This is a genomic window from Mycobacterium celatum (genome assembly GCF_002101595.1).
In the GTDB taxonomy this organism is placed as follows: domain Bacteria; phylum Actinomycetota; class Actinomycetes; order Mycobacteriales; family Mycobacteriaceae; genus Mycobacterium; species Mycobacterium celatum.
Genome location: NZ_LQOM01000050.1, coordinates 44560 through 70342 on the forward strand (window position 1 = coordinate 44560; position 25783 = coordinate 70342).

The following is a 25783-nucleotide window of genomic DNA, read 5'->3' on the forward strand; positions in this document are numbered from 1 at the left end:
GCATGGTGGATGGCGTTCCGCCATACGATCTAGAGGGTGACGACGACGATCACGATGATCTGTCCGCCCTAGATTTCTCCGTCGCCGATGACGGCGCCGAGGAGTCCGTGCTAGATGTGTTCGACGAGTATGTCCCGACCGGGGAGGCGGGGGATACTGACGGCGACCTGGACGCCTTCGGCACCCCCGAAGAGGAGGACGACGAGCTTCAATCGCCGCTGTTCACGGTGACCAACCCGCCCGGGACGGTGACGGTGACGGCGTATATGGATGGGCGTGTGCAGCGGATTGATCTGACGGCGAAAGTGACGACTATGAGCGAAGCGCATCTTGCTGAAGAGATACGCGTCATCGCGGACCTGGCCAGGCAGAAGGCGCGGTCCGCGCAGTACGCATTCATCTCCGAGGCTATGCGTGAACTCGGGCAAGACAACGCGACCACACGCGACTTCCTTACCCGCGACCTGAACCTGCCGACGCCAGAGGAAGCAACAGCGGCGACGGCACAGGTCTTCGCGACACGATATGCAGGTGACCATGACTGATCATTTGGCCAATATGTTCGCCAGCGCCGTGAGCATGCTGCCGATGTCGCCGGCGCGGTCCATGGAGCTGTTCACCGAGATCACGAACTATGACGAGTCCGCCTGCGATGCGTGGATCGGTCGGATCAAGTGCGGCGACACCGACCGAGTGACGATGTTTCGGGCCTGGTACTCGCGGATGAACTTCGGGCGACTGGCCGGGGCTGCGGAAATTTCGATGAACGCACTCAACGCAAGAGTCCCGATCGGCGGCTTGTACGGCGACATCACGTACCCGATTACCTCTCCCCTGGCGATCACCCTGGGCTTTGCCGTCAGCGAAGCTTCCGCCGGAAGCTTCGCCGACGCGATGGACGCCTTGGAGAGCGCCCCGGCCAGCGGTGCGGAGTTCCTGGTCTCATGGGTCAAGGCGGTGGTCTACGGCGCAGCGGAGCGCTGGACCGATGTGATCGACGAGGTTAGAGGGTCTTCAACCTGGACCGACAGCTTCCTGGCTGCTGCCGCCAGTGTTGCCCACGGGGTTGCGGCGGCCAACCTGGGTCTGTACAGCGAGGCTGAGCGGCGGCTCACGGAGACGCACGATTCGCCCGCCGGTCAAGCATGTGGACGCGCGATCGCCTGGTATCTGGCCATGGTTCGGCGCGGCCAGGGCAACGAAGAAGGCGCGATACCGCTGCTGGAATGGTTGCAGGCAAACTATCCGGAGCCCAAAGTTGCTGCAGCACTGAGAGATCCGGGCTACCGACTGGTGCCCACCAGCGCCGAAAAGATCGCGGCCCGCAAAGATCCGTGGGACCCGTCCAGCGTTGTCGCCGACACCTCCGGTCAGGAGAAGCTGCTTGCCGAGGCTCAGGCCGAATTGGACCGTCAAATCGGATTGGGCCGGGTCAAAGAACAGATCGAGAGATACCGGGCAGCGACCCAGATGGCCAAAGTTCGTGCCGCCAAGGGCATGAAGGTCGCCCAGGCAAGCAAGCACATGATCTTCGCCGGGCCGCCAGGTACGGGCAAGACGACGATAGCCCGGGTGGTCGCCAATATCTTGGCCGGGCTCGGGGTGATCGCCGAACCAAAGCTCGTCGAGACTTCGCGCAAGGACTTCGTCGCCGAATACGAAGGTCAGTCGGCAGTCAAGACCGCTAAGACAATCGACCGCGCGGTCGGCGGTGTGCTGTTCATCGACGAGGCTTACACGCTGGTACAAGAACGAGACGGCCGCGCCGACCCGTTCGGCACCGAGGCGCTCGACACGCTGCTTGCCCGCATGGAAAACGACCGCGACCGCCTCGTGGTGATCATCGCCGGCTACAGCTCCGACATCGAGCGGCTGCTGGAAGTCAACGACGGGCTGCGGTCACGCTTCGCAACCCGGATCGAATTCGACTCCTATTCGCCCGAGGAGATCCTCGAGATCGCGAAAGTGATTGCCACAGCCAATGACTCGACGCTAAGCATCGACGCGGCCGAGAATCTGCTGGAGGCGGCGAAACTGCTGAGTCAGCGCACATTCGGAGACAAACCGGCACTCGATGTGGCGGGTAACGGCCGCTATGCACGCCAACTGGTGGAATCCGCCGAGCAGTACCGGGACATGCGACTGGCGCAGGCCATCAACATCGACGACCTGGACGTCGACCGCCTGCGCGAGATCAACGGGCAAGACATGGCAGAAGCCATAGCCGCCGTGCATCGACGACTCAATATCGGCGAGTGAGAGATGGCGGGTTTTCGGCTTACCACCAAGGTTCAGGTCAGCGGTTGGAGATTTCTGCTGCGCCGCGTCGAGCATGCGATCGTGCGGCGGGATACCCGCATGTTCGACGATCCGCTCGCTTTCTACAGCCGGGCAGTGGGGTTGGGCATCGTCATCGCGGTGCTGGTCGGGCTCGGCGCCGGCATGCTTGCGTACTTCAAACCACTGGGCCGTCGCAGCGGCGACACGCTGCTCGTCGACCGCACCACCAATCAGCTCTATGTGGTGTTACCGGGAACCGGCCAGCTGCATCCCGTCTACAACCTCACTTCTGCGCGACTGGTATTGGGGAGCGCCAGTAACCCCTCGGCGGTGAAGTCTGCCGAATTGGACAAGATGCCAAAAGGCCAGCGCATCGGGATCCCAGGTGCTCCCTACGCCACGCCGGTCTCAGCTGATACGTCGTCCGACTGGGCGCTGTGTGACACCGTCGCCAACCCCGAGAGCGTTGCTCCCGCGGTCGATACGTCAGTGATCGCAATGCCTTTGGCGACAGACCGGTCCGTCGGTCCGATGCAACCCAATCAGGCATTGCTGGCCTCGTATCACGGCAAGGAATGGGTGGTCACCAAAACCGGCCGCCACGTCATCAACCTGACCGATCGGGCCGTCGCATCGGCCGTCGGGATCCCGGTCACCGCCAAGGCGACTCCCATGTCCGAAGGGATGTACAACGCCATACCCGATGTCGGGCCCTGGCAACTGCCGCCCGTGCCAGGCGCCGGCGCGCCCAATACCGTTGGGCTGCCGGAGAATTTGCTGATCGGGTCCGTCTTCCAAACCCAGAGCGAGTCGGGCCCGCAGAAGTTCGTGGTTCTGCCCGATGGTGTAGCCCGGGTGAACGCGACGACGTCGGCGGCGCTGCGCGCCACCAATTCGTTCGGGTTGATCACGCCTCCGACGATCGAGTCGAGCCTGGTCGCCAGGATTCCCGAACGGGTGTACGCCTCGCCGCTGCCAGACGAGCCGCTGACGATCCTGGCCCGGCAGGATGCGCCCACCTTGTGCTGGTCATGGGAGCGTGAAGCTGGCGACCAGTCGCCGAAGACCGCGGTTTTAAGCGGTCGGCACCTGCCGATTCCGCCGTCGGCCATGAACACTGGCATCAAGCAGATCGACGGAGCTGCAACGGTTTTCACCGATGGCGGGAAATACGTACAACTGCAATCGCCGGATCCCAAACACGGGGAGGCGTTGTACTACATCGATCCCCAGGGGGTGCGCTACGGCCTGCCCGACCAGGAGACCGCCAAAACGCTGGGCCTGACATCGCCTAAGAAGGCGCCATGGGAGATCGTGCGGTTGCTGGTAGACGGTCCGGTGCTGTCCAAGCAGGCAGCACTGCTGGAGCACGACACCCTGCCCCCTGACCCGAAGCCGCGGAAAGTCCCGGGAGAGAGCTGATGACTACCAAGAAGTTCACTCCGACCGTCAAGCGCGGACCACGGCTGACGCCAGGCGAGATCAGTGTCACCCCGCCGGAGGATCTTGGCGTCGAGATTCCTCCGTCGGGCGTCCAGAAGGTGCTGCCCTACGTGATGGCCGGCGGCATGCTCGGGATGATCGCGATCATGGTGTTCACCGGCGTCCGGCAATTATCGCCCTACATGTTGATGATGCCGCTGATGATGATCATGGCGACGGTGGGCTTCATGGCCGGCGGCGGACCGGGCGGTAAGAAAGTGCCCGAAATCAACGCCGACCGTAGGGAGTATCTCCGCTACCTAGCGGGCCTACGCACACGCGTGACGTCGTCGGCCAGTGCACAGGTGACATTCTTCGGCTATCACGCACCCCATCCGGACGACCTGCTTTCGCTGATCGGCACTCATCGCCAGTGGTCCCGCCCTGCCAACGCCGACTTTTTCGCGGCCGCCCGCATCGGGATAGGTTCGGAGCCCGCAGTGGACCGCCTTTTGAAGCCGGCCTTGGGCGGCGAGCTGGCCGGTCCCGACGCCGCGCCGCAACCGCACCTGGAGCCTGTGAGCCACATGTGGGTACTGAAGTTCCTGCGCACCCACGGGCTTGTCCACGACTGCCCGAAACTCGTTCAGTTGCGGACATTTCCGACCATCGCGATCGGAGGCGACCCGGACGGCGCGGCCGGATTGCTGCGCGGGATGATCTGCCATCTGGCCGTGTTCCATCCGCCGGACCTAATGCAAATCCGGGTGCTCACCGAAAACCCGGAAGACCCGGACTGGGCGTGGCTGAAATGGCTTCCGCATGTGCAGCATCAGACCGACACCGATGCCGCCGGGTCGACCCGGATGATCTTCACCCGTCCCGACGGGCTGAGCGATCTGACCGCGCGTGGTCCGCACACGCCGGATGCGGGTCCCGGCGGGCCGCACATCGTGGTGATCGACTTGACCGGAGGATCCGCCGGTTTCCCGGTCGACGGCCGGGCCGGAGTCACCGTCATCACGCTGGGTAACCACCGCGGATCGGCCTACCGCATCAGGGTCGACAAGGACGGCACCGCCGACGACCGCTTGCCCAACCAATCGTTCCGCCAGGTGACGTCGGCAACCGACTCGGTGTCGCCTGAGCAAGCCACCCGCATTGCTCGCAAACTTGCGGGCTGGTCCATCACCGGCACCATCATCGACAAGACCACCCGAGTCCAAAAGAAGGTGTCCACCGAATGGCATCAGCTGGTCGGGGCACAGACGATTGAAGAAGTGACGCCAGCCCGGTGGCGAATGTTCGCCGACACCGACCAGGATCGGCTGCGGATCCCGTTCGGGCATGAGCTCAAGACCGGCGAGGTCATGTACCTGGATATCAAGGAGGGCGCGGAATTCGGGGCCGGACCGCACGGCATGCTCATCGGCACGACGGGGTCGGGTAAGTCAGAATTCCTCCGAACGCTCATCCTGTCGCTGGCCGCCACCCACCATCCGAACCAGATCAATTTGCTGCTCACCGACTTCAAGGGTGGCTCGACGTTCCTGGGCATGGAACGATTGCCGCACACTGCGGCCGTCGTCACCAACATGGAGGAAGAGGCCGAGCTGGTCAGCCGGATGGGCGAGGTGCTGACCGGCGAACTCGACCGTAGGCAAACGATTCTGCGTCAGGCCGGCATGCAAGTCGGTGCCGCAGGTGCCCTGTCTGGCGTGGCCGAATACGAGAAGCACCGCGAGCGTGGCGCCGACCTTCCACCGCTGCCAACCCTTTTCGTGGTTGTCGACGAGTTCGCCGAGCTACTGCAGAACCATCCGGACTTCATCGCATTGTTCGACCGGATTTGCCGCGTCGGCCGGTCGCTGCGAGTCCATCTACTGCTGGCTACGCAGTCGCTCAACACCGGCGGTGTGCGCATCGACAAGCTCGAACCCAACCTGACGTACCGAATCGCCTTGCGGACCACCAGTTCTGCGGAATCCAAGGCGGTGATCGGCACACCCGAGGCGCAATACATCACCAACAAAGAAAGTGGTGTCGGATTCCTGCGCGTGGGCATGGAAGACCCGGTCAAGTTCAAGAGCGTCTACACCGGCACGCCGTACGTTCCCACCGTGCACAAGGACGGTGAAACAAACGGTGAAGCACCCGTGCAGCAGCGCAGACGCGACATACAGATCCATCGATTCACAGCGGCGCCCATCTTTGACCGGGCGGTGATGTCATGACCCGCGCCGGCGACGATGCAGAGCGAAGCGATGAGGAGGAGCGGCGCTGATGACAGTCGAACCGGAACAGCGGGTACTGCGCGAGGTCGTGCTCGACCAGTTGGGCACCGGCGAAGCGATCGCCTACCGAATGTGGTTGCCGCCGTTGAAGGATCCGGTCCCGGTCAACGAACTCGTCGAGCGCGACATCGGACAGCCGCTGCGCTTCCCGCTGGGAATCATGGATGAGCCGCGCCGGCACCGCCAGGATGTCTGGGGCGTCGACGTATCGGCGGCGGGCGGTAACATCGCCGTTGGTGGCGCACCGCAAACCGGCAAGTCCACCTTCCTGCAAACCCTGGTGTTGTCGGCAGCGGTCACCCATTCGCCGCGAGACGTCCAGTTCTATTGCATTGACCTCGGTGGTGGTGGACTGATCTATCTCGAGGATCTGCCGCATGTCGGTGGGGTGGCGACCCGGTCCGAACCCGACAAGGTCAACCGCATGGTCGCCGAGATGAAAGCCGTGCTGCGATCTCGGGAACAAATCTTCAAGCAGTATCGGGTGGGCTCGATCGCGGCTTACCGGCAGATGCGGAACGACCCCAACCATCCCGCTGCGGCAGACCCCTTCGGAGACGTCTTCCTGGTCATCGATGGCTGGCCGGCGTTCATCGCGGAGTTTCCCGATCTCGAACCGATGGTGCAGGACCTCGCCGGCCAGGGTCTGGCCTTCGGTGTCCACACCGTCATCTCCACGCCACGCTGGACGGAACTCAAGGCGCGGGTGCGTGACTACCTGGGCACCAAGGTGGAATTCCGGCTCGGCGATATCAACGAGACCCAGATTGACCGGATGACCCGTGAGATTCCGGCTAACCGTCCCGGCCGCGCGATCTCGCTGGAGAAACATCACCTGATGATGGGAGTTCCGAGGCTGGACGGCGTGCACAGCGCTGACAACCTCGTCGAGGCGATCACGGCAGCGGTGCAGCAGATCGGGACCCGCCACACCGAACAGGCGCCGCAGGTCAGGGTGCTCCCGGAGCGCATCTACCTGCACGAGTTGGATCCGAACCCACCCGGCCCCGACGCCGACTACCGCACCCGGTGGATGATCCCCATCGGGGTGCGCGAGGCCGACCTCTCGGTGGCCTACAACAACATGCAGATGACCCCGCACATGCTGATCTTCGGTGCGGCCAAGTCAGGCAAGACCCGCATCGCCCATGCGGTCGCGCAGGCCATCTGCTCGCGCAACAGTCCCAAACAGGTGCGCTTCATGCTGGCGGACTACCGGTCCGGCCTGCTGGATGCCGTGCCGGAGTCGCATCTGCTCCCGGCGGGGGCAATCAACCGCAATAGCTCGTCGCTGGACGAGTCGGTCAAGGCACTGGCTGAGATTCTGCGGAAGCGCCTGCCACCGCCCGATCTGACGACGGCACAGCTGCGGTCACGGTCCTGGTGGAGCGGGCCTGACATCGTCCTGCTGGTCGACGACTGGCACATGATTGTGGCCGCTGGCGGTGCAATCCCACCGATGGCGCCGCTAGGACCGCTATTGCCGGCGTCGGCCGATATTGGTTTGCACATCATCGTGACCTGTCAAATGAGCCACGCGCATCGCGCCACGATGGACAAGTTCGTCGGTGCCGCATTTGGCGCCGGTTCGCCGACTCTGTTCCTGTCCGGCGATAAGCAGGAGTACCCGTCGCAGGAGATCAAGGTCAAGAGAAGGCCCCCTGGCCAGGCGTTTTTGGTCTCACCGGACGGCAAAGAGGTCATTCAGGCGGCGTATGTCGATCCTCCAGAAGAAGTGTCGGCACCACCCTCCGTGGGCGGTTAGGATCAGTCCGACAGCTTTAAAACCGGAGACATTGGCAATGCCGCCAGACCCCCACAGGTCACCGTCTCCGACAGAAGTAAAGGGGAGGTAGCTAAATGCAACCGATGACATTCGACCCAGCAGCTGCCGGAATTGGTGCGCAGGTTATTGCCAACGCCACTCAGGGGCTGGCCACCGGCACCACTGCTTCGGCGGCGGTGACGGGTTTGGTGCCAGCCGGAATCGACGAGGTGTCGGCGCAGGCCGCAATGGCTTTCGCGTCGGAGGGCGTCGAGACGTTGGCGCTGCACACCTTCGCGCAGGAGGAGCTGGCTCGGGCCGGCGCGGCGTACGTGGAGATCGCCAGCATGTACACGGCGGTCGACGCCGCCGAGGCTGCCACCCTGTTGTAGCGAACCGCTGCCAACCAACCGACGTCCAGAGCAGAGCAGTTAAGCCATGCCACCAGGGCTCCCTGTGGGGATCGCGTTCGTCGCGAATCCGCCGGAGATCAACACCTTCAAGCTGCAGGCCGGTGCGGGCGAGGCGCCCATGCTGCAGGCCGCCGCCGGGTGGGAAGCGTGGGCGGCGGCGTTGGCGGCTCAGGCAGCCGAACTCGCCGCGGCCCTGGCCGCGATGAGCGCTGCATGGACGGGGATGGGCAGCGAACGCGGAGTGTCGGCGGTCATGCCGATGGTGGCGTGGCTTGAAACGCTGGCGATGCAGGCGCAGAAGCGCGCCGCGCAGGCAACGGCGCAAGCAACGTCGTACGTGACTGCGGCAACAACCACGCCGCAGATACCGGAGATCGTGCAGAACCACGTCACGCATGCGGTTCTGGAGGCCACCAACTTCCTGGGCGTCAACACCGTGCCGATCGGGTTCAACGAAATGGACTATGCCCGGATGTGGGACCTAGCTGCCTCCGTGATGTACGCATATGAGGCGGAGACCACGGCCAACGTCATGTTCGAGCCGATCATGCCGATGACGCCGATCGTCATTCCGGGTGTCGGGGAAGGCGTGCTGGGGGCGGCGTTGGGTCAGGCTGCAGCGGGTATGGCCGGCGCCGTTATTCGCGACGGGGTGTTCACCCACGTCACTGGTCAAGCCACGATCGAATCGGTGGGGCTCAACAGCGGCAAGGGTGTCGACCTGGCCAACATGGCGGCCACGGACGCCCAGGGGGCGGCAAAGATAGGTGAGAACGCCGGGCAGACCGCAACGAACCAGTCGACGCAGCAGCAGACCCAGGCCCCGCAGCAGGTGATGCAGCAGGTGATGCAGATTGGCACTCAGGTCGGTTCGCAGGCGATGCAGATCCCGCAGCAGCTCACCCAGATGGTGAGCAGCCCCATGCAGCAGCTCACCCAGCCGTTGCAGCAGGTGACGTCGATGTTCAGCCAAATGGGCCTGGGGTCGAGCGACCACCCCGTGCAGGTGGGCTTCCTCGGCACGTCCCCCGTCTCGAACCACCCGCTGGTGGGTGGGACGGGGCCCAGCGCCGGCGCCGGCTTGATGAGGGCCGCGTCGCTGCCCGGCATGAGCGGGTCGCCGCCGCGTACGCCGCTGCTGGCCAAGCTGATTGACAAGGTCGACACGGTGCCGGCCGCCGTCGAACCCGTGGGTGCAGCTGCCGGAGCCTCGGTGACGGCGGGCGCGGCCCCGGTCGGGGGCAGTGGAGGAGCACCCCCGATGGGGCTCGGCGGCCAGGCCCCGAAATCGGGCGGCACGAAGGCGGGCCTGAAAGCGCCCGCACCACTCGCCCAGGACCTGGGCGAAGAAGAAGGCGACGACTGGTAGTCGCAGACCAAAGACTTCCCGGCCATCCGGGCCGGAAAGACTCGCCATTCCGTGGTGAGGACACAGGAAAAGAGAAAGTAGTCCAGCATGGCACAGATGCAAACCGATGCCGCTGTCCTCGCCAAGGAGGCCAGCAACTTCGAGCGGATCTCCGGAGAGCTCAAGGGCGTCATCGCGCACGTGGAATCGGTCGCGGGTTCCTTGGCCCCGCAGTTCCAGGGCCAAGCGGGTTCCGCCGCCCAGGCAGCGCTGATGCGGTTCCAGGAGGCTGCCAACCAGCAGATCCAGGAACTGAACGACATTTCGTCGAACATCCACACCGCAGGTGCGCACTACACCTCGACGGACGAAGAGCAGCACTCGGCATTGTCTCAGGCAATGGGCCAGTTCTGACCACCACACAGACCGAAAGAACGGAGCTATAACATGAGCGAACAGGTTTGGAATTTCGCCGGCATCGAGGGCGGTGCCAGCGACATCCAGGGCGCCGTCCAGACCACGCACGGCCTGCTCGACGAGGGCAAGGGGTCCCTCGCCTCACTGGCAGCAGTGTGGGGCGGGTCCGGTTCGGAGGCCTACCAGGCTGTCCAGCAGCGCTGGGACAACACCGCCATGGAGCTGAACACGGCACTGCAGAACCTTGCGCAGACCATCAGCGAAGCGGGTCAGACAATGGGACAGACAGAAGCCGGTGTCACCGGTATGTTTGCCTAGAACGGCAGGGCGTGGGGGGCGAGTTCGACCACTGGGGGATCTCGCCCCCCACGTGCGTCCTGTCAACTTCGATTGACTTTTGAGAGGTGCTCATGTCGGCCGACTATGACCGGCTCTTCAACGCCCCGGAAGATGCCCCCGGGGACGCGACGACGCAGGTGGATCTGGAGTCCATCCGACGGTTCCAGGCTCCGATGCCGACGAGCCCGCAGGCGCCCACCGATGCGCCCGTCCCCCCAATGCCCATCGGAGGGCAGGGAGGACAACAATCGGGACAGGCCTGGCAGACCCAGGCCCAGCAGCAACAACCGCCGCGTTCGGAGATGCCGATCCCCCAACCGAATGGGGGCGCCACCGGGATGCACAGGAGCGCAGGCGCCGGCGCACAGTATGAGCAGCCGCGTACACCGCCGCCCCCGCCGCCGCAGATGCAGCCCGCGCCTGCGCCGAGCCAACACTTCGCCGAATCGCAGCCGGAGACCGGATGGAGAGCTGCCCCACCGCCGCCCAGCCAGCCGACCCAGACCTCGGCTGCCACGATCGGCAATCACCGCGCCATCGACGCGCTGTCGCACGTCGGCGTCAAGTCGGCGGTCAAGATGCCGTCGCAACAGGGCTGGCGGCACTGGCTCTACCTCTTGACGCGGGTCAACCTCGGCCTGTCGCCCGACGAACTCTACGAACTGGACTTGCAGATGCGAGTCCGGCGCAACGCCCGTGACTCGTACCAAATCGCGATATTGGGTCTGAAGGGCGGCGTCGGAAAGACGGCCGTGACCGTCGCATTGGGTTCGGCGCTGGCGAAGGTGCGTGGCGATCGGATTCTGGCCATCGACGCAGACCCAGGCGCGGGAAATCTTGCCGACCGTACGGGACGTCAGTCGGCGGCCACCATCGCAGACCTGCTCGCCGACAAGTCGCTGTCGCGGTACAACGACATTCGCGCGCACACCAGCATGAACACCTCGAACCTCGAGGTGTTGTCCTCCGAGGAGTACAGCGTGGCGCGCCGGGCGTTCAACGACGAGGACTGGAAGGGCGCCACCGAGATCGTCTCGAGGTACTACAACCTCGTCTTGGCAGATTGCGGAACGGGTCTGTTCGACTCGGCTACCCAGGCCGTGCTGGAGACGGTATCCGGCATCGTGATCGTGGCGAGCGCATCGATCGACGGCGCCCGACAGGCCGCGGTCGCGATGGACTGGTTGCGCCAAAACGGCTACCAGGATCTGCTTTCTCGGGCATGCGTCGTGATCAACCACGTCGTACCGGGCAAGCCGAACCTGGACGTCGACGACCTGGTGCAGCAATTCGAGCGGCACCTGCAGCCCGGCCGGGTCCTTGTGCTGCCATACGACAAGCACATTGCGTCGGGGACGGAAATCCAACTTGACCTGTTGGGCTCCACGTTCCAGCGCAGGGTCCTCGAGCTGGCGGCAGCCCTGTCCGACGACTTCGACCGGCTCGAACGGCGGTGAGCGCGCCCGCCGCTGCCCCGGCAACGCCGGGCACCACACCTCCGAGCAGGCCGGCGACTACCCGGGTGACGATTCTGACCGGGAAGCGGATGACGGACCTGGTGTTGCCGTCGTCAACGCCGATCGAGGCCTACATCGACGAAACCGTCTCTGTGCTGGCCGATTTGCTCGAAGACACACCGGCTGATGTGTTGGCCGGTTTTGATTTCTCCGCGACCGGCGTGTGGGCCTTCGCCCGCCCGGGTGCTCCGCCGTTGAAACTCGACCAATCACTTGACGAAGCAGGTGTGGTCGACGGCTCGTTGCTCACGTTGGTGTCGGTCGCGCGCACCGAACGGTATCGGCCACTGGTCGAGGACGTCATTGATGCGATCGCAGTGCTCGACGAATCGCCTGAGTTTGATCGTGTGGCGCTGAATCGCTTTGTCGTTGTTGCCCTTCCGGTTGTGATGTTGGCGATCACAGTCGTCTCGCTGCTGTGCTGGACAAAAACCGGACACGCGATTTGGTGGGCTCCTGCGCTCGGTGTTCTGGGTATCGGTCTGCTGGCGGGCAGCGCCATCGCCCGAAGCCGATATGGAAACCTGAACATGGCGGAAAGCCTGCTGGTTGCGGCATTCCCGGTGATCGCCGGCGCGGTGGCGTTGGCGGTCCCGCTACCGCGCGGCTTCAGTTCGTTTGGCGCGCCGCAACTTGCGGGCGGCGCAGCGGCGGTGCTGCTGCTGACACTGGCGACCCGCGGTGGGCCGCGGCGGCGCGCGGAGCTGGCGTCGTTCGTGACGGTTACCGCGATTGCGGTAGTGGGGGCGGCAATCGCCTACGGGTACGGCGCGCAGCGCTGGGTGCCGCCAGTGGCGATACTTTTCGGCTTGTTCGTCGTTACCAATGCAGCCAAACTGACTGTCGCCGTTGCGCGTATCGCGTTGCCACCGATCCCGGCACCCGGTGAGACGGTAGGCAACGAAGAGTTGCTCGATCCGGTCGAGACGCTCGATGCCACCGAAGAAGAATCGTCGACTTGGCAAGCGATCATAGCGTCGGTTCCCGACTCGGCCGCGCGGTTGACCGAGCGCAGCCGCCTGGCCCGGCAGCTGCTGATCGGGTTCGTTGCCGCGGGAACACTGGTTTTGGCGGTCGGCGCCATTGCGGTGGTGGTGCGGGGGCACTTCTTCGTCCACAGCGTTTTGGTGGCGCTGCTGGTGACATCGGTCTGCGGGTTCCGGTCGCGGCTGTACGCCGAAAGATGGTGTGCGTGGGCGCTTTTGGCCGCGGCGGTGGTGATACCCACCGGTGTGATGGCCAAGGTGAGTTTGTGGTACCCCGACAGCGCGTGGGTGATGCTGAGCATCTACATTGTCGCGGGAATCGTCGCGGTCATTGCAGTCGGGGCGACAGCCGGCATCGGTCGTGTTTCGCCGGTGACGAAGCGAATTCTGGAATTGATCGACGGCACGGCGATCGCCGCTATTATTCCGTTGCTGCTGTGGATCGCTAGTGTCTACGACCTGATCCGGAATATCAGGCTCTAAATCGCTGCATTTCGACCTTGGTATGACCGGTTAGGATTTGCTCAACAGAAAATCACAGCGGCGGGGAGGTTAGCGATGACGCATGAGACGCTGAAAGTGGATACAGAGCGTTTGGCGCAGGCCGCGGCGAAGTTAGGCATGCATGCCGACGAGATCCCGACGATTCCACCGGGCTTCAGTGTTTCCGGGAGCGATCCGCTGTCGTCGGCGATCGCCGCTCAGGTACCCAAACTCGAAGAGCCGGTGGTCGGTCCATGACCTTGGACGAACTCAAGGCGGGCGCCAAGCGAGACGTCGCGAATCTCGCTGAAGCCGCACGCCGCTACGCGGGAACCGATCAACGGCTGGGAGACAAATTCAATCAGCAGCAGTTCGACCGGAACGGTCAAGGCCAGCCCGGCGGCGCGCCCGGTAGCGGTACTCCTGGAAGCGCAACATCGGGGGGCGCGGGCCAGTCGGGTAACCCTATGGGCGAGATGATGGGGCAAATGGGTCAGCTGATGCAGATGCCGATGCAAATGGCCTCTCAGCTCGGCCAGATACCGATGCAGATGGCGGGAATGGCCGGAGCTCTGCCGCAGGCCGTGATGCAGGGGGTGCAGCAGTTCAGCCAGATGTCAGGCCAATTCGGCAAAGGGCAAGGGCAGAACAAGGATCCGCTCGCTGATCAACTGCAGGACGACAAGCCGAAGGACGAGAAGCAGAACGACAAGCCCGCGGACGAATCCGGTCAGCAGCCGGGCGCGGCACCCGAGGCGAAGCCACAGTCCGCGCCGGCACCGGTTCACCAAGGCGCCGGGCCGGGTTACCACCGGCTGGAGGAAAACCCAGACCTGCCGAGCCCGCCGTTCTCACCACCAGTTGAGCCGGCACCCACCCAGCACGTACCCTCTCCAGGCGAGATCGATCTGTAGGTACCGCAACAGCGCGGCATTGAGGCTTCCGCACTGGTCGACACCATCAATAGCTGATCGACGCGACACCTTTTCAGCTGGAGGCTAACTCAGCGGTCGGCATCATTGGCGCACGTGACCCGTAGGTCGTGCTGGTACCGTCAACCTGCGACGAAAGGCACAAGCACATGGGGTTTTTCGATGCCATCGGTGACGTTGTCAGCGAGACGGCGGAGAAGGTCGAAAAGGGTGCCGAGTGGGTTGGGAAAGTCGCCGAGAAGGTTGGCCTGGACAAGATCGCCGACGCGGCTAAGTCGGTTTCGAAGTATGCGGGCAGGCTGGCCGTCGCGCCGACGCCCATACTCAGAAACGGTCAGAAGGTTATCGAGAAGATGCTTAAGGCGACCGGCGAGGGTGATCCCGAGCGGGCGGAGTCGTTCGGAAATTCTTCTCGTAAGTTCAAGGCGAGCCACGATACGCTGGCGAAGGCGCATGCTGGGCAGGGTTGGGAAGGCGGCACGGCGTCGAAGGCCTACAACGAGCGGACCGGCGAGCAAGTAAATTGGGTGACGACACTTGCGGACGGCGATAGCCAGGTCGCGACGATCGTGAGCCGTGAGGCCGACCAATTGAATGGCGTTCGAAAAATTTTGCATTACAACCACCAATTGTTGGCCGACGTCGCCTCGCATACCCAGTGGCTTGGAAGTCTCGGCCCAGAAGGAAAAGCCCTGCAGGCCACGATCGAGGGGTTCTATGTCGGGATGGCGATGGACCAGTGCGTGCCCAAGATTTGGCAGATGCACAACGAGGCTAACGCCAACGCCGCCGCGCTACGCCAAGTAACGAATACGATGTATCAGCAAGTGGCCTCTGGCGTCGTAGTCTCGGATTCAAGCAATGACTTCGACCCGCCAGGGGGGTTGTCCTCGAAGCCGGACCCAGGGTCCGGCCAGCCCGGCGATCCGAAGAATCCCGCACCGCCTGGCAGTGATCCTGTGCCCGCACCAGCTGTTCCGTCATCCCGTGGCACGGCGCCGGGGTCCGGCCCCCATGGAGCAAGCGCGTCCGCATCGACTCTCCGAGCTAGCGCACCAGCCCATGCAGCGAACTTCAGCGGTGGCGGCGGCGGGAGCGGCGTGTCGGCGAGTCAATTTTCCCAGACGCCCGGACAGCGCCCGGCGCCCCCGAACCGGGCCCATAGCCCAACCGCGGGCGAGTCGCTACTACCACCGGTTTCGAACGACATCGACGGTGCTTCCTCCGGCACAAGTGGCGAGCGGGCGCCCCTGCGGCCTGTCGACGAAGCATCGGAGAGTCCAAGTTCGTCGCCAAGTACTGATGGATGACCGGAGAATAGGGCAATGACCGATCTGCATATCATCGCGGAATACATCCGTTCGTTGGCCGACTTGCAGGAATACGCGGCCCGTGAAATCGGCGATGCAACCCTAGCCGTGGATAAGGTCGACGAGAAGGTGAGTGCTACGCACGGGTCGATCTGTGCGGTGACCGCCAATGCACTCAAAGAGGCGCAGTCTGAGCGGTTTATTGCGGCCCGTCGGACACAGGAGGCGTCCACGGACCTCGCCGCGAAACTTAAACATGCCGCTGGCAAATACGACGAGATCGACGCCGCCGAGAAGGACAAACTACACGGCCAGATGCGTCCTGGCGGCTGAGTTGACAAGTATCTTGCCGTGCCATTAGCGCCTCACTAGCTAAAAAGGGTCATTGTGAATCAAACATGGGATCCCTGGGACGACGCCGAAGATAGCGATGATGACGCCGTTGGCCATGGCGATCTTGGAGCACTGGACTTTTTTGCCGTTGACGAGCAGCAGCCCCAAGCCGATTCATACACGGAAAGCCTCGCCGCGCAAGAGTTGGAGGAGGAGACTTCGCCGCTCTTCACCGTGACCAACCCATCTGGATCGGTGGCGGTGACGACTGCAATTAATGGATGTGTGCGCCATATCGAGCTCGCGCCGAAGGTGGCGAACATGACGGAACGCGAACTCGCCCAAGAGATCCGGGCGATCGCGGACCTGGCCCGGCTCAAAGCGCTGTCGGTCACGCACACCTTCCTAGTGGAAGGGCTGCGGGGAAGTGGCTATGACGCATCGGTAATGAGCGCGAGTCTGACCCGTGGCCTGGGTATGCCCACCCCGGAACAGGCGGACGAAGCCGCTGCACAAGAATTCGCACACCGGTACGGCCGCGATCCGGATTGGTAGCGAGACACCGCAGGTTGGACGTTAGCTAATCGGCTCCGACATAGCCGCCACAGAACACGAATCCGCCAGCCGATTGCTTCCGGTCGATCGACTTGCCGTCTGCGGTAATGCGGCACGTCAACGGTTCGTCGGACGAGTCCGCCCGCTCACCTGACACGGAGACGAGTTGTTTGCTTCCCTCGCGGACTAGCACCTGCGCCTGCCACGGCGGGCTCACGGTTTGTGGGCGGGATAAGTGACCTTCCGAGTCGTGATATCGGATTTGCACCGAACCCGGGCTGCCGGTGACTTCGTAGGTCACGCTTATTGTTTGCGGCTCACTGTTGGGTCCACCGCGTGTGACGGCATAACCGCCGAGCGCGAGCAGGACTACCGCCACAGCGAGCATGGCACCGGCGACCCAGGGCCACCGACGTCTGCGGGGCCGCGGTGGCGGTGCGGGATACGGAGGGACCGGCACATGCCCCGGTGGGGGGGCGAACTGGCCTGGCCCGTACTGCGGCGGGTACGGCGGATAAGCCGCCTGCGGCCCGCTCTGGCCCGGTGACGCCGGGGAGTAGCCGCCGTCGTTGTCGTGCGCCACCGTCATTCTCCTCGCGCTACCGTGGCCATCAATCGCCATGAATGTATTCGTCGAGCAGCTTAGGCTAAGCCCGCGCAGGGGCGCGTGATGTTCCACGTCACCGGGGATGAGACGATGGTGTCATTGGGCGCCGGTACGGGGGTGAGAGCACCACGTCAAGCACTCGCGAAATTCCGCTATCCATTCGTCTCGTGATGCGGCTTCTCGCCGGCGGCTGTAGTTGTGACGTTCTGTGCTACGACACCGGCGCCGATTCGGCGAGGGCATCAATGACGAGCCCGGCAATGTGGTTCCAGTAAAGCCAGTCGGCGACCGCCGTGCGTTGAGCTTCTGCATGGACGGCGTGATGGGCCTGATAAAGCGTCAAATCTCTAACGTGCGCGACGTATTCCACGAACCGGGCCATGTGCAACTGCTCGCGATCTGTGGAACTCCACGTCAGCGGCTTGAATGCCTCAAACCACAACTTGGCGGACTGGTCGTCTGGCGGGTCGGCATTGACGGGCGCCGGGGGAACCATATCGACCAGGTTCAGATCGCCGACTGTGGCTAGCTGCGAAGCTAATGATGGTGCTACGACTTGGAGCCTGGAACGTCCTTGCATCTTTCCGCTAGCCGGAATGTCGGCCGGTTCGATTACTTTCTTGGGAGCCCCGGGATCGATTCCACTGAACTGGTCGGCAGTGGCAAACACCGCGCGCAATACGGTCCCGTGGTGGGCGGCCCAACCCAACAACGCAGCTACCGGGTATGTGGCCCAGCGGGCGCGTTCCGCGGCTGGGATCGTCTGATCCGCGGTTGCCATGTATACCGGTTCAGGCAGGTTAACTCGATCCGGGATGAAGCCCAGCCCGTAGTTGTTGGCCACGACGATTTCTCCATCAGCGGTCAGCGCCGTCATCCAGAAGAACGTGCTAGCCGTAAGGATCTGAGTCGTCATGTCGGGGGCGTTGAGTGCCGCGGCGATCCGATGTGCCAATGCCATCGGGTCGTGGCCGCCGTGTTTACGGCGGACTGCGTCGGCAGTGGTGGCCGCCAAGATCGCATCACGTTCAAGCCGCGTCGCAGACACCGGCACCGGTGCCGGGGCTGCCGCGTCACCGCCAGTATTGCTGGTCGACGCCGGATGCACCCCGGGACCGCCAGGTCCCTGCACCGGGGTGCCTGGAGTTCCTGGGCCGATCGGTCCGCCGCGATGGCCGCCACCGGACCCTACCGGCGCAGCCTGATGTGGTGTGGGGGGCGGACCCAACGGCGCTGTCCCCGACGAAGAACCGCCTCCGCTAGCCAAGCCCCCGGCAAGGCCACCCAGGCCGCCAGCAAGTCCGCCGAGACCGCCGCTTCCGCCACCACCGCCGTCTCCGCCGCCGTGGCCCCCGCCGCCAACAGCGCGTGTCCCCGAGACCGCCCCCGTGTGCTCCACCGGAGCTGACGGGGCTGGTGGAGCCCCACTGGCGGCCGCCGCCGCAGCCGTCGCGGCGTCGGCACCAGCGCCCGCAGCGGCGGGCAGCACAGCCGGTGTGGCCAACGCTGGCGGCAACCCTGTGTTCGCCGGGCCGCCTGCACTCGCCTTAGCTGCCGCATCTTGGTTCTGTGGGGAACCTGAATCCGCTGCCCGCCGGTCGTCGCCCAGCAAATTCTGCGGTGCACCCGACTGCGCCCCGGTCGGTGCAGTCGGTGCTCCACTAGCAGTGCTAGTCATACCCATGGATGGCGCACCGGATGCTGACGCCGGAGTACTTCCCGGACTTGCAGCTGACGGGGAAAAGCTGGGTGCCGAGGCTACGGGCGGCACGGTAGACCGCCCCGGCGATGGAGCAGGAGCAGGGCCGTTGCCGCCTGCGGGGCCGTTATTGGTGGCGAATGTCTGCGCTGGCGGTTGTTGTGATGGGTCGCCGGGTTGTGTAGCGCCTGCGGGGCCGTTATTGGTGGCGAATGTCTGGACCGGTGGCTGCCCCTGAGTATCGGCGGGTGGTGTACCACCGCCTGGTTTACCCGCAGACGGCTTAGGTGGGGCCGGCATCTGCAGCTTGAGTCCTAATTGGGAGCCTTCGTCGGAGGCTATTTCAGAATTCTCGTTCCACGCAGCGGTTATCTCGTTCTGAATTTTCGTGTCTAAGTCCGCAGCATTATCGCTGAAACCCCTGATTGTATTTTGATGCTTTTGTACGACATCGCTCATCTTGCTCTTAGTATCGTGTACGGCCTTGGCGGCAGATTGATACCACTTCGCAACCGAGTCGAGCTTGTCACGCATTTCTTGCATCTCGTTAAGCCGCTGCTCCAGCACCTTTTCCGCTGCAGTAGCAGCGCTGCCCGACCAAATGTTGTCGTGGAAAATCATATGATGCTCGCGAGCCCAATTTTGGATGACTTGACCTAACTCGGAGCTAGCCTGTGTGAACACCTCACCGCGAGCTTGTAGCTCATCCTCATTAATTTCCGGCCATAAGCCGGATACCATTTCCGTTGCATAGTCACCCGTAGGCTGCGGAATCGTCGTCATCGCCTAACCCCCCACAAACTTACATGCTTCCACGACAATCGCATTAGTCGCGTTAGTAGCTGCGGCCAAATAGCTATCAGACGGAATATAAGTGGGCAAACCCCGAACATAGGCGCGAAGGTATTGCGCTATGAAGGTCGCAAAATCTTGAATAGCTGGGTTACTGCTGCGGTGACCAAGTTGCTCAACGTTGTCCGCGTACGTCGACATCACCGGCTCCACCCCATCGATGATCGACTTTTGGTCAGCGGTCCACTGGGTCGCCGGAGTTCGGGAATCCAGTGTTAACCATGGGGCAGCGTCCGAGTGGTAGCGGTCCGCCAGGGCATTCCAGTTGTCACAAATCGGGTCGCGAGCACTGAGAAATAGTTGCGGATTTGCGGGATCCCTAGGCGTCGCCGGGTGCGATGGCGCTGGCGCTGCGGGAACGGATGGACCCCACGTACTAGCCGACCCTTGTGAAATAGCTTGGCAGACATAATAGATAGCAGAAGAAGCATTCGTGGCGACTAGCGCTAAGTGATCATCCGAAGCAGTGTAGTTACCTAGGCTGTCGGCATAGGCACGCGCGTAGGCGATGAATTGCTCGTAAAACTCACGCACCACGCGATGCGGTGTCTGCCTCGCCAAATGCACGAACTGGTCGGCTGTGTTGCGCATTGCGGTCCCCATCGCCGTATATTGAGCGCGCTGGTCTGGCGACCAATCGGCGACAGGGATCGAAGGGTCGCGGTCATTCCAACCGTTTTTTGCTTGGTTTGCGAACCCGCTGTTGATTGGCGTGAATTTGTCGCAGGTCGGTTCGTCGGTGATGACTGTGACCGGGCCGGTATCGTTAGTACTGGCGACATCCGAGGATGTTTGCGAACCGCGCCCGTCATTGGGACTCCCGCCTGAACCGCCTCGGGTGACAGCGAGGGTCACCGCCACCGCGACCGCAATAGCGGCGATCAGCGCTACCGCTCCTAATGCCCACTTAATACCGTTGTTCTTCTTTGGTGGACCGGATGGCGGCCAGGGATATTGCCCCGGCGTCGGCACGTAAGGAGACGACTGGCCAGCTGGATGAGCGGGCGACTGCCCCGGCGTGGACGGAGGAGGTTGCCACGGGCCTTGCGGTGGCTGGGGCGGCACACTCATACACGCACCTCCTGGTCTTGTTTACTCACAATGCCACCACTTGCAACCCGGGGGCGCCCTCGACTGCTGCCCGATGCTACCCGAGTACCCGCATACCAGCTTAAGAGACGAACCGACCGGTCCGACGCACGAAAATTTGAATCCGGACATGACAAGTGAAATGGCCAACTCGTCGCGAACAGCCATAGGCGCCGCCCCGGCGCGTGATCTGTGGTCATGTGGGACATGGCATTACGCGAAATCATCGGTGGTGCGTCGGCTGTAAAGCCGTGTGACGGTGGTCGCGATGGAAAACTATCCTCAGATAGTTTTCGTCCGCAATACGCATTGATGCCGAATTGTCGTTGGATAACCACCCAAACCCACGGCCGGGCGGGCCATCTCGACCACGCTGCAGATACCCAGCCGTGGGCCACCTTCGTTGCCAGTGGGCAGGGCTGCGGCTGTCAAGTAATCTCGCCGGCCAGGCCGCCAAGCTCGTCGGTGATCTCGGCCAGCACGGCGTTGATCCGTTCCTGGTCGGCCCGGCTCGATGCGGTGGCCTGACCAGTGGCTTTCTGCAAAGCCTCGTTGATTCGTTGCTCGACGATGTCGGCTCCCAGCCGCAGCAATCCATCTTTGATGTAAACATCGGTGAGCCAATGGTGGCCGTTGATGGTCACTTCGACTGTCTTGGATTCGTCTGTAGCAGTGAATGTTTCGTTCTGCATCTTGTACAGCTGGTCGTCCATGACCGACTGCAGTCGCTGCGCCTGATTCAGCACAGCAGCGACGTGTGGGTGCATCTCCTCGGTCACTTCGAATCCTTAGTGTCGGCAGCATCTTTCCGTTTGCGGTTGCCGATCACACCCTCGGTCCACGCCCGATCCTCTTTGTAAAGTTCCTCGTCGGGCGACAACCCGGGGGTGCGACGCTTTTCCTTGCCTTGGCCTTGGCCATGACCGCCCATCGGCATACCACCCATACCACCGCCGCCCATCGCACCGCTTGACGGCCCGGCAGCCCCACCGGCACCGCCGCCGTGTGCAGTGCCAGCGGACGGTGCCACGGCTTTGGCCGTCATCGCAGGACCCAGCGGCGAGGCTCCGCCACCCCCGCCGGCGCCGGCTCCGCCGCCTCCGGCATGGGCCGGTTTGAGGTTCGGCCCCTGCGGAACGTTCGGCGTATGCTTCGCCGCCGCCGGCATGCCGCCGGGCATGCCCCCTGGCATTCCGCCAGGCATCCCGCCACCCTTGCCGCCGCCCTGCTGGCCACCGCTTGGCATGCCGCCGGGCATGCCACCCGTCTGCGCTGCCGGTTGCTGAGCACCGGGCATCTCTGGCGTGCTCGGCATCTGCGGGGTGGGCACCGATGGCATGCTGGGCGCGCCGCCACCTCCACCAGTACCGCCACCTCCGGGGCTGCCCGGCCCTCCTGGCGAGGTGGGTGTCTGCGGAACGCTGTTTGCCTTCTTTATGTCACCCGGCGTCACAGGCGGCAGACCCGAAAGACGCGGTGGGTCATCGGGTTTCACCTGGCTGAGCGAGCCACCACCGTGGTAGTGGGCCATCGCAAAGTCTGAGCGGTATTGATTACGCGCGTACCCGCCCCACGAGTCGGGGTCGAGAACGCTGGCATTTTCGTAATTTGTTACATCCTGCATTGTGGGATGTTCTTGGACAAGTTTATCGTGCGCTGCTTTGAAGGATGCTGCCTGCTTAGCTAGGTCTTTACACTTCGCCTGAACGTCAGTCAGCCAGTTTTGGTGGGCCCGCATCGCGGCGGCGCATTGCTCGGCCGCGTCGCCATACCAATCCGGCGGTGGAGTGAAATGGCTCTTATATGTCTCGAGCTGAATGTCGGCGTATTCAGTCCACTTATCCACCATGCGCTGGACGTTTGACGCCTGCAAGTCCCCCGCGTAAATTACTCTCGCCCTGCTATCCCAAGCTTGCCCGGACCCCGCCATATGCCAGTCCCCCGGGTTTGGATAGGTCCAGTGCTCCACCCCCATGGAATCTGGGATGCCACCGAAGTTGACCGGTTCCGGGGCGACGTTCGCGTTACCGTTTCCGTCAGGGTCGAGCGCGGCTGCGCACTTCTGGTCCTGGTGGTCATACGCGTCAGCCGCGGCTCGAAGTGAAAACGCGAGACGCTGGGCTTCACGCTCCCCCGCCTTCAAACACTGCGTTAGTGAATTCCATGAACAATTCAGCTGGCTGGTCGCGTGGGCGGATATTTCGAGCTCGTCAGGCGTCAAGACGCCACCGGGGATCTCCGGCAAGGGCAAACTGATATCTTCTGCCTTCTTGCGAAGGGATTCGGTTTCGACTTGTACGTTCACGTCGTGGCCTCTCGTGTACCTACTTCTCCAGCGCGGCCTGGTAGCGGCTTTCCTCACGCGGGTGAATGAGCCGAATCGGCAATTGGCGGTGCCGCGGAGTGTCGATGAAATTGTGGCGAAGAATGACCCGGCCTACGCCTTTTTGCGGGCCGAGGTACGTCGTGGCGTTCGGCCACACCACCTTGTTCACTCGACCGATGCGGCCGTTCACATAGCCGGCGAATTCCTTGAACCTCGGTTCGAGCGTGACAACCGCCCCCGCGGCCGCTGAGCGCACCACGAATTGCGTAAACAGCCGGGCGTCACCGAGGTTGATGCTCACGTCGACGTCGTCGAACGGCATGTACACCGGGTAGCGCTCCGTCGTCTCACCAATCAGCACGCCCGCCGACCCGATCGGCAACTGATGGTGCTGATCGCTCACCGGAGCCTCACCTTGCAACGCCGCGCGCTGCCCGCCGAACAGGCACGAAAACCCCCGCGGTGTCTTGGGGTTAGCCAGCGTGGTCAGCAGGACGGTCGACTGGGGAGCCATGCCCGGCACAATCCGCACCCGGGTGATGGTGTGGTCGGCCTGCGCCGACCACCACACGTCCGGCCCACCCGGCGCGGTGTACGCGGCGGTGAACGCGCTGCGCCCCTTGATCGCCGACCAGGTCTCCCTCTCGAAGCTGATCTCGGTTGCCTGATCGAAGGCGTCGAAACTGCGCGCACACCTGGCATCGATGCCGTGGCTTGCCAACTGATCGGCGAGCCGCGTCGTCGACGCGACCAGATACCGGGCGAGCCCGGCAACGCCCGCAGCGCGCCGAGTCGCCGACTTGCGGGTGACCTCGGGATCGGCCCGCAGCATGATCCAGGTCCGCCGGTTGGCCGGGGCGGGGTAGGGGCCGATCACCTGCTGGTAGAGCCCGACCAGGTTCGCCGGAGCGGTCTTACCGACGCGGTAGCCCGCCGATACCACGTCTGCCGCCAGGTTCGGGCAGTGCGCCCAGAGCAATTGCTCCACCAACGCTGTGTCCAGCATGTCGTCGGTATACGCCTGCCCGTTGACCACGACCGTGGGGGTGAACGGCCGGGGGACCACCTCGATGAGCGACACCAGGTGATTGCCCTGCCAACGCACCGCCACGTGATCTCCGGGCATCACGGTGGCGCCTACCGCGGGTTCCGACGGCGCAGGGGGAGCGGTGCGGCGCCGTCGCCGCCACGCGTTCAGCGCCTGAATCCAGCCGGTCAGCCGCCTGCCGCGCACGGTCACCACGGACGCGAGGACCACCAGCACGGCCAGGGTGATGCCCACGGCCGGGTACCCCAGCCGCATCGACGCCGCGACGCAGGCCGGCGCAACCGCCGCCGCCACCAACCCATGTCCGGTGGTGAACCGCAGAGACACCGCGCTCGTCATCGGCGCCTCAACGCACGTCGGCCCAGCGCCCCCAGGCCCAGCACCAGCGCCAGGCCAACGCCTGCCAGGACGACCATCGTGATCGGGCCGCGGTCTGGCGGCGGGATGTACGCCGGGGGCGGGAGCTGCTTGACATTGAACTGAGCGGTCTTGTCGCCGGGCGGAAGATCCCACGTCAGCGCGGCGACGGGATCGATGACACCCGCCCCGACCAGGTCATCCACACCACCACCCGGGTGCCGCGCCGTCGCCGTGATCCGGTTGATGATCTGCGCCGCCGAAAGGTCAGGGAATCGCTGGCGCAGCAGCGCGGCCACCCCGGACACATACGCCGCCGAAAACGACGTACCCGCAATCGGAACCGGCCCGTCCTGGCCTTGCAACGCGTTGACCGGCATTCCGTCGTAGCCCAGCGCGATCACGTTGTCGCCGGGCGCGGCGGCGCCCAACCACGGCCCGTGCATCGAGAAATTGCTGGGCGAGGCGTCCTGGCCGATGCTTCCGACCGTCAGGACCAGCGGGTCATACCACGCCGGGGTGACGATGGTCTGGACCTGTTTCCACCCGCGCGGATCGTTGGGTACCGACGGGTCGGGCGGCGGATTCTGTGTGCAGTCCTGGCCGGTGTTGCCCGCCGCGACGACGATCACCACATTTTTGACGTTGACCGCATAGTTGACGGCCGCGCCCAGCATGGATTCGTCGATCGGTCGGGTCACCTTGATGCACGCCGCTTCGCTGACGTTGATGACGTTGGCGCCCAGGTTCGCGGCGTGCACGATCGCGCGCGCCAAACTGCGCACCGAGCCGGCCGTCGGGGTGCTGTTGGGGTCATTGGGGTCGACGCGCGCGCCGACCGGCTGAAATGCCTCGGACGTCTGGCGCAACGACAGCAGCCGTGCCTCCGGCGCGACACCGACAAATGCGTCCGTGGGCGCCGGCCGGCCGGCGATCAGCGACGCGGTCAGGGTGCCATGCGAGTCGCAATCGGAAAGGCCGTTGCCGCCCTTGTCGACGAAATCGCCGCCCGGCTCGGCCGGCACCCGCGGCGACGCGTTCACCCCGGTGTCGATTACGGCGACCGTCACCCCGGCGCCGGTAGCGAATTTCTGAGCATCGGCGACGTGCAAGAAGACGTTGGACCAGGGCGCGTCGGCGAACTTGGCATCCGGGAATGACGTGGGCGCCGAACAGATTTTGCGCTGCTCCATCGGCTGATCGGGGCCGGTTTCGTCGGGTGGCATTGCGCCCGGGTCGATCACCGGAGGCGTGATCGCCAGTGCGGGCGGCGCGTTGAGCAACGCCAGCGTCACCGCCGCCAGCACTACGGCGATACGACGTATCACCGACCACCCCTTCCATCTGCTGCCCTAGTCAAGCCGGGTCGTCGCACCCACGACAAAGCGCGGCCGCCCGGTAGAGAGCCACA

Annotated in this window: 23 protein-coding genes and 1 pseudogene; 16 read left to right on the forward strand and 8 right to left on the reverse strand. The window is 63.9% G+C overall.

What is annotated here, in order from left to right; all coding sequences use genetic code 11:
• Positions 1–2 precede the first annotated feature (2 nt).
• From AWB95_RS21450 to AWB95_RS21525, 16 genes are all read left to right on the forward strand, one after another.
• Positions 3–545: a hypothetical protein gene (locus AWB95_RS21450; RefSeq protein ID WP_062539450.1), complete on the forward strand. Its 543-nt coding sequence runs from the start codon at positions 3–5 to the stop codon at positions 543–545.
• Positions 538–2259 (forward strand): type VII secretion AAA-ATPase EccA, encoded by a 1722-nt coding sequence (gene eccA, locus AWB95_RS21455; RefSeq protein ID WP_062539458.1) that lies wholly within the window; start codon positions 538–540, stop codon positions 2257–2259. The genes AWB95_RS21450 and eccA overlap by 8 nt, the downstream gene beginning before the upstream one ends.
• Positions 2260–2262: 3 nt before the next feature.
• Positions 2263–3702, forward strand: a complete 1440-nt coding sequence (eccB, locus tag AWB95_RS21460; protein ID WP_062539449.1) for a type VII secretion protein EccB — start codon at positions 2263–2265, stop codon at positions 3700–3702.
• On the forward strand, positions 3702–5936 hold the full coding sequence (gene eccCa / locus AWB95_RS21465) for a type VII secretion protein EccCa (RefSeq protein WP_062539448.1): 2235 nt from the start codon (positions 3702–3704) through the stop codon (positions 5934–5936). Before eccB ends, eccCa begins: the two co-directional genes overlap by 1 nt.
• 49 nt (positions 5937–5985) lie before the next feature.
• Positions 5986–7761 carry a type VII secretion protein EccCb gene (gene eccCb / locus AWB95_RS21470; protein ID WP_062539447.1) on the forward strand — a complete coding sequence of 592 codons (1776 nt, stop codon included), beginning with the start codon at positions 5986–5988 and terminating at the stop codon, positions 7759–7761.
• Positions 7762–7856: 95 nt separating this feature from the next.
• Positions 7857–8153 carry a PE family protein gene (locus AWB95_RS21475; protein WP_062539446.1) on the forward strand — a complete coding sequence of 99 codons (297 nt, stop codon included), beginning with the start codon at positions 7857–7859 and terminating at the stop codon, positions 8151–8153.
• Between the two features lie 46 nt (positions 8154–8199).
• Entirely contained in the window at positions 8200–9543 is a 1344-nt protein-coding gene (locus tag AWB95_RS21480; protein ID WP_062539445.1) for a PPE family protein, read from the forward strand.
• A gap of 87 nt (positions 9544–9630) precedes the next feature.
• On the forward strand, positions 9631–9936 hold the full coding sequence (locus tag AWB95_RS21485) for a WXG100 family type VII secretion target (protein ID WP_062539444.1): 306 nt from the start codon (positions 9631–9633) through the stop codon (positions 9934–9936).
• A 33-nt stretch (positions 9937–9969) separates the two neighbouring features.
• Positions 9970–10257, forward strand: a complete 288-nt coding sequence (locus AWB95_RS21490; RefSeq protein ID WP_062539443.1) for a WXG100 family type VII secretion target — start codon at positions 9970–9972, stop codon at positions 10255–10257.
• Between the two features lie 92 nt (positions 10258–10349).
• Positions 10350–11735: a MinD/ParA family ATP-binding protein gene (locus tag AWB95_RS21495; RefSeq protein ID WP_062539442.1), complete on the forward strand. Its 1386-nt coding sequence runs from the start codon at positions 10350–10352 to the stop codon at positions 11733–11735.
• Positions 11732–13264: a type VII secretion integral membrane protein EccD gene (eccD, locus tag AWB95_RS21500; RefSeq protein WP_084707037.1), complete on the forward strand. Its 1533-nt coding sequence runs from the start codon at positions 11732–11734 to the stop codon at positions 13262–13264. The genes AWB95_RS21495 and eccD overlap by 4 nt, the downstream gene beginning before the upstream one ends.
• A gap of 75 nt (positions 13265–13339) precedes the next feature.
• Complete coding sequence (locus AWB95_RS21505) at positions 13340–13522, forward strand: hypothetical protein (RefSeq protein ID WP_062539441.1); 183 nt, start codon at positions 13340–13342, stop codon at positions 13520–13522.
• The gene (locus AWB95_RS21510; protein WP_062539440.1) at positions 13519–14178 is read left to right on the forward strand and encodes a hypothetical protein; all 660 of its coding nucleotides are present in this window, start codon (positions 13519–13521) and stop codon (positions 14176–14178) included. The genes AWB95_RS21505 and AWB95_RS21510 overlap by 4 nt, the downstream gene beginning before the upstream one ends.
• Positions 14179–14345: 167 nt before the next feature.
• Entirely contained in the window at positions 14346–15506 is a 1161-nt protein-coding gene (locus AWB95_RS21515) for an EspA/EspE family type VII secretion system effector (protein ID WP_062539439.1), read from the forward strand.
• A gap of 15 nt (positions 15507–15521) precedes the next feature.
• Complete coding sequence (locus AWB95_RS21520; RefSeq protein ID WP_062539438.1) at positions 15522–15839, forward strand: type VII secretion target; 318 nt, start codon at positions 15522–15524, stop codon at positions 15837–15839.
• A 54-nt stretch (positions 15840–15893) separates the two neighbouring features.
• Positions 15894–16394, forward strand: coding sequence for a hypothetical protein (locus AWB95_RS21525; protein WP_062539437.1), 501 nt, complete (start codon positions 15894–15896; stop codon positions 16392–16394).
• Between the two features lie 25 nt (positions 16395–16419).
• On the opposite strand, the gene AWB95_RS23385 is transcribed toward AWB95_RS21525, so the two are convergent.
• The 8 genes and pseudogenes from AWB95_RS23385 to mycP form a co-directional block, all read right to left on the reverse strand.
• Positions 16420–16773 (reverse strand): MmpS family transport accessory protein, encoded by a 354-nt coding sequence (locus AWB95_RS23385; protein ID WP_169714725.1) that lies wholly within the window; start codon positions 16771–16773, stop codon positions 16420–16422.
• Between the two features lie 439 nt (positions 16774–17212).
• The gene (locus AWB95_RS21535; RefSeq protein ID WP_084707040.1) at positions 17213–18109 is read right to left on the reverse strand and encodes a hypothetical protein; all 897 of its coding nucleotides are present in this window, start codon (positions 18107–18109) and stop codon (positions 17213–17215) included.
• Between the two features lie 1062 nt (positions 18110–19171).
• Positions 19172–19483 (reverse strand): annotated as a pseudogene (locus tag AWB95_RS24225) (WXG100-like domain-containing protein); the annotation flags it as partial.
• 3 nt (positions 19484–19486) lie between these two features.
• Positions 19487–20524, reverse strand: coding sequence for a PC4/YdbC family ssDNA-binding protein (locus AWB95_RS23125; RefSeq protein ID WP_139818536.1), 1038 nt, complete (start codon positions 20522–20524; stop codon positions 19487–19489).
• 545 nt (positions 20525–21069) lie between these two features.
• Positions 21070–21420: a YbaB/EbfC family nucleoid-associated protein gene (locus AWB95_RS21550; protein ID WP_180276011.1), complete on the reverse strand. Its 351-nt coding sequence runs from the start codon at positions 21418–21420 to the stop codon at positions 21070–21072.
• Entirely contained in the window at positions 21417–22946 is a 1530-nt protein-coding gene (locus AWB95_RS23130; RefSeq protein ID WP_139818537.1) for a PPE domain-containing protein, read from the reverse strand. The genes AWB95_RS21550 and AWB95_RS23130 overlap by 4 nt, the downstream gene beginning before the upstream one ends.
• Positions 22947–22965: 19 nt before the next feature.
• Positions 22966–24354 (reverse strand): type VII secretion protein EccE, encoded by a 1389-nt coding sequence (eccE, locus tag AWB95_RS21560; protein WP_062539983.1) that lies wholly within the window; start codon positions 24352–24354, stop codon positions 22966–22968.
• A complete protein-coding gene (mycP, locus tag AWB95_RS21565; protein WP_269745733.1) occupies positions 24351–25688 on the reverse strand; it encodes a type VII secretion-associated serine protease mycosin in 1338 nt (445 codons plus the stop codon). Before mycP ends, eccE begins: the two co-directional genes overlap by 4 nt.
• Between the last annotated feature and the right edge of the window lie 95 nt (positions 25689–25783).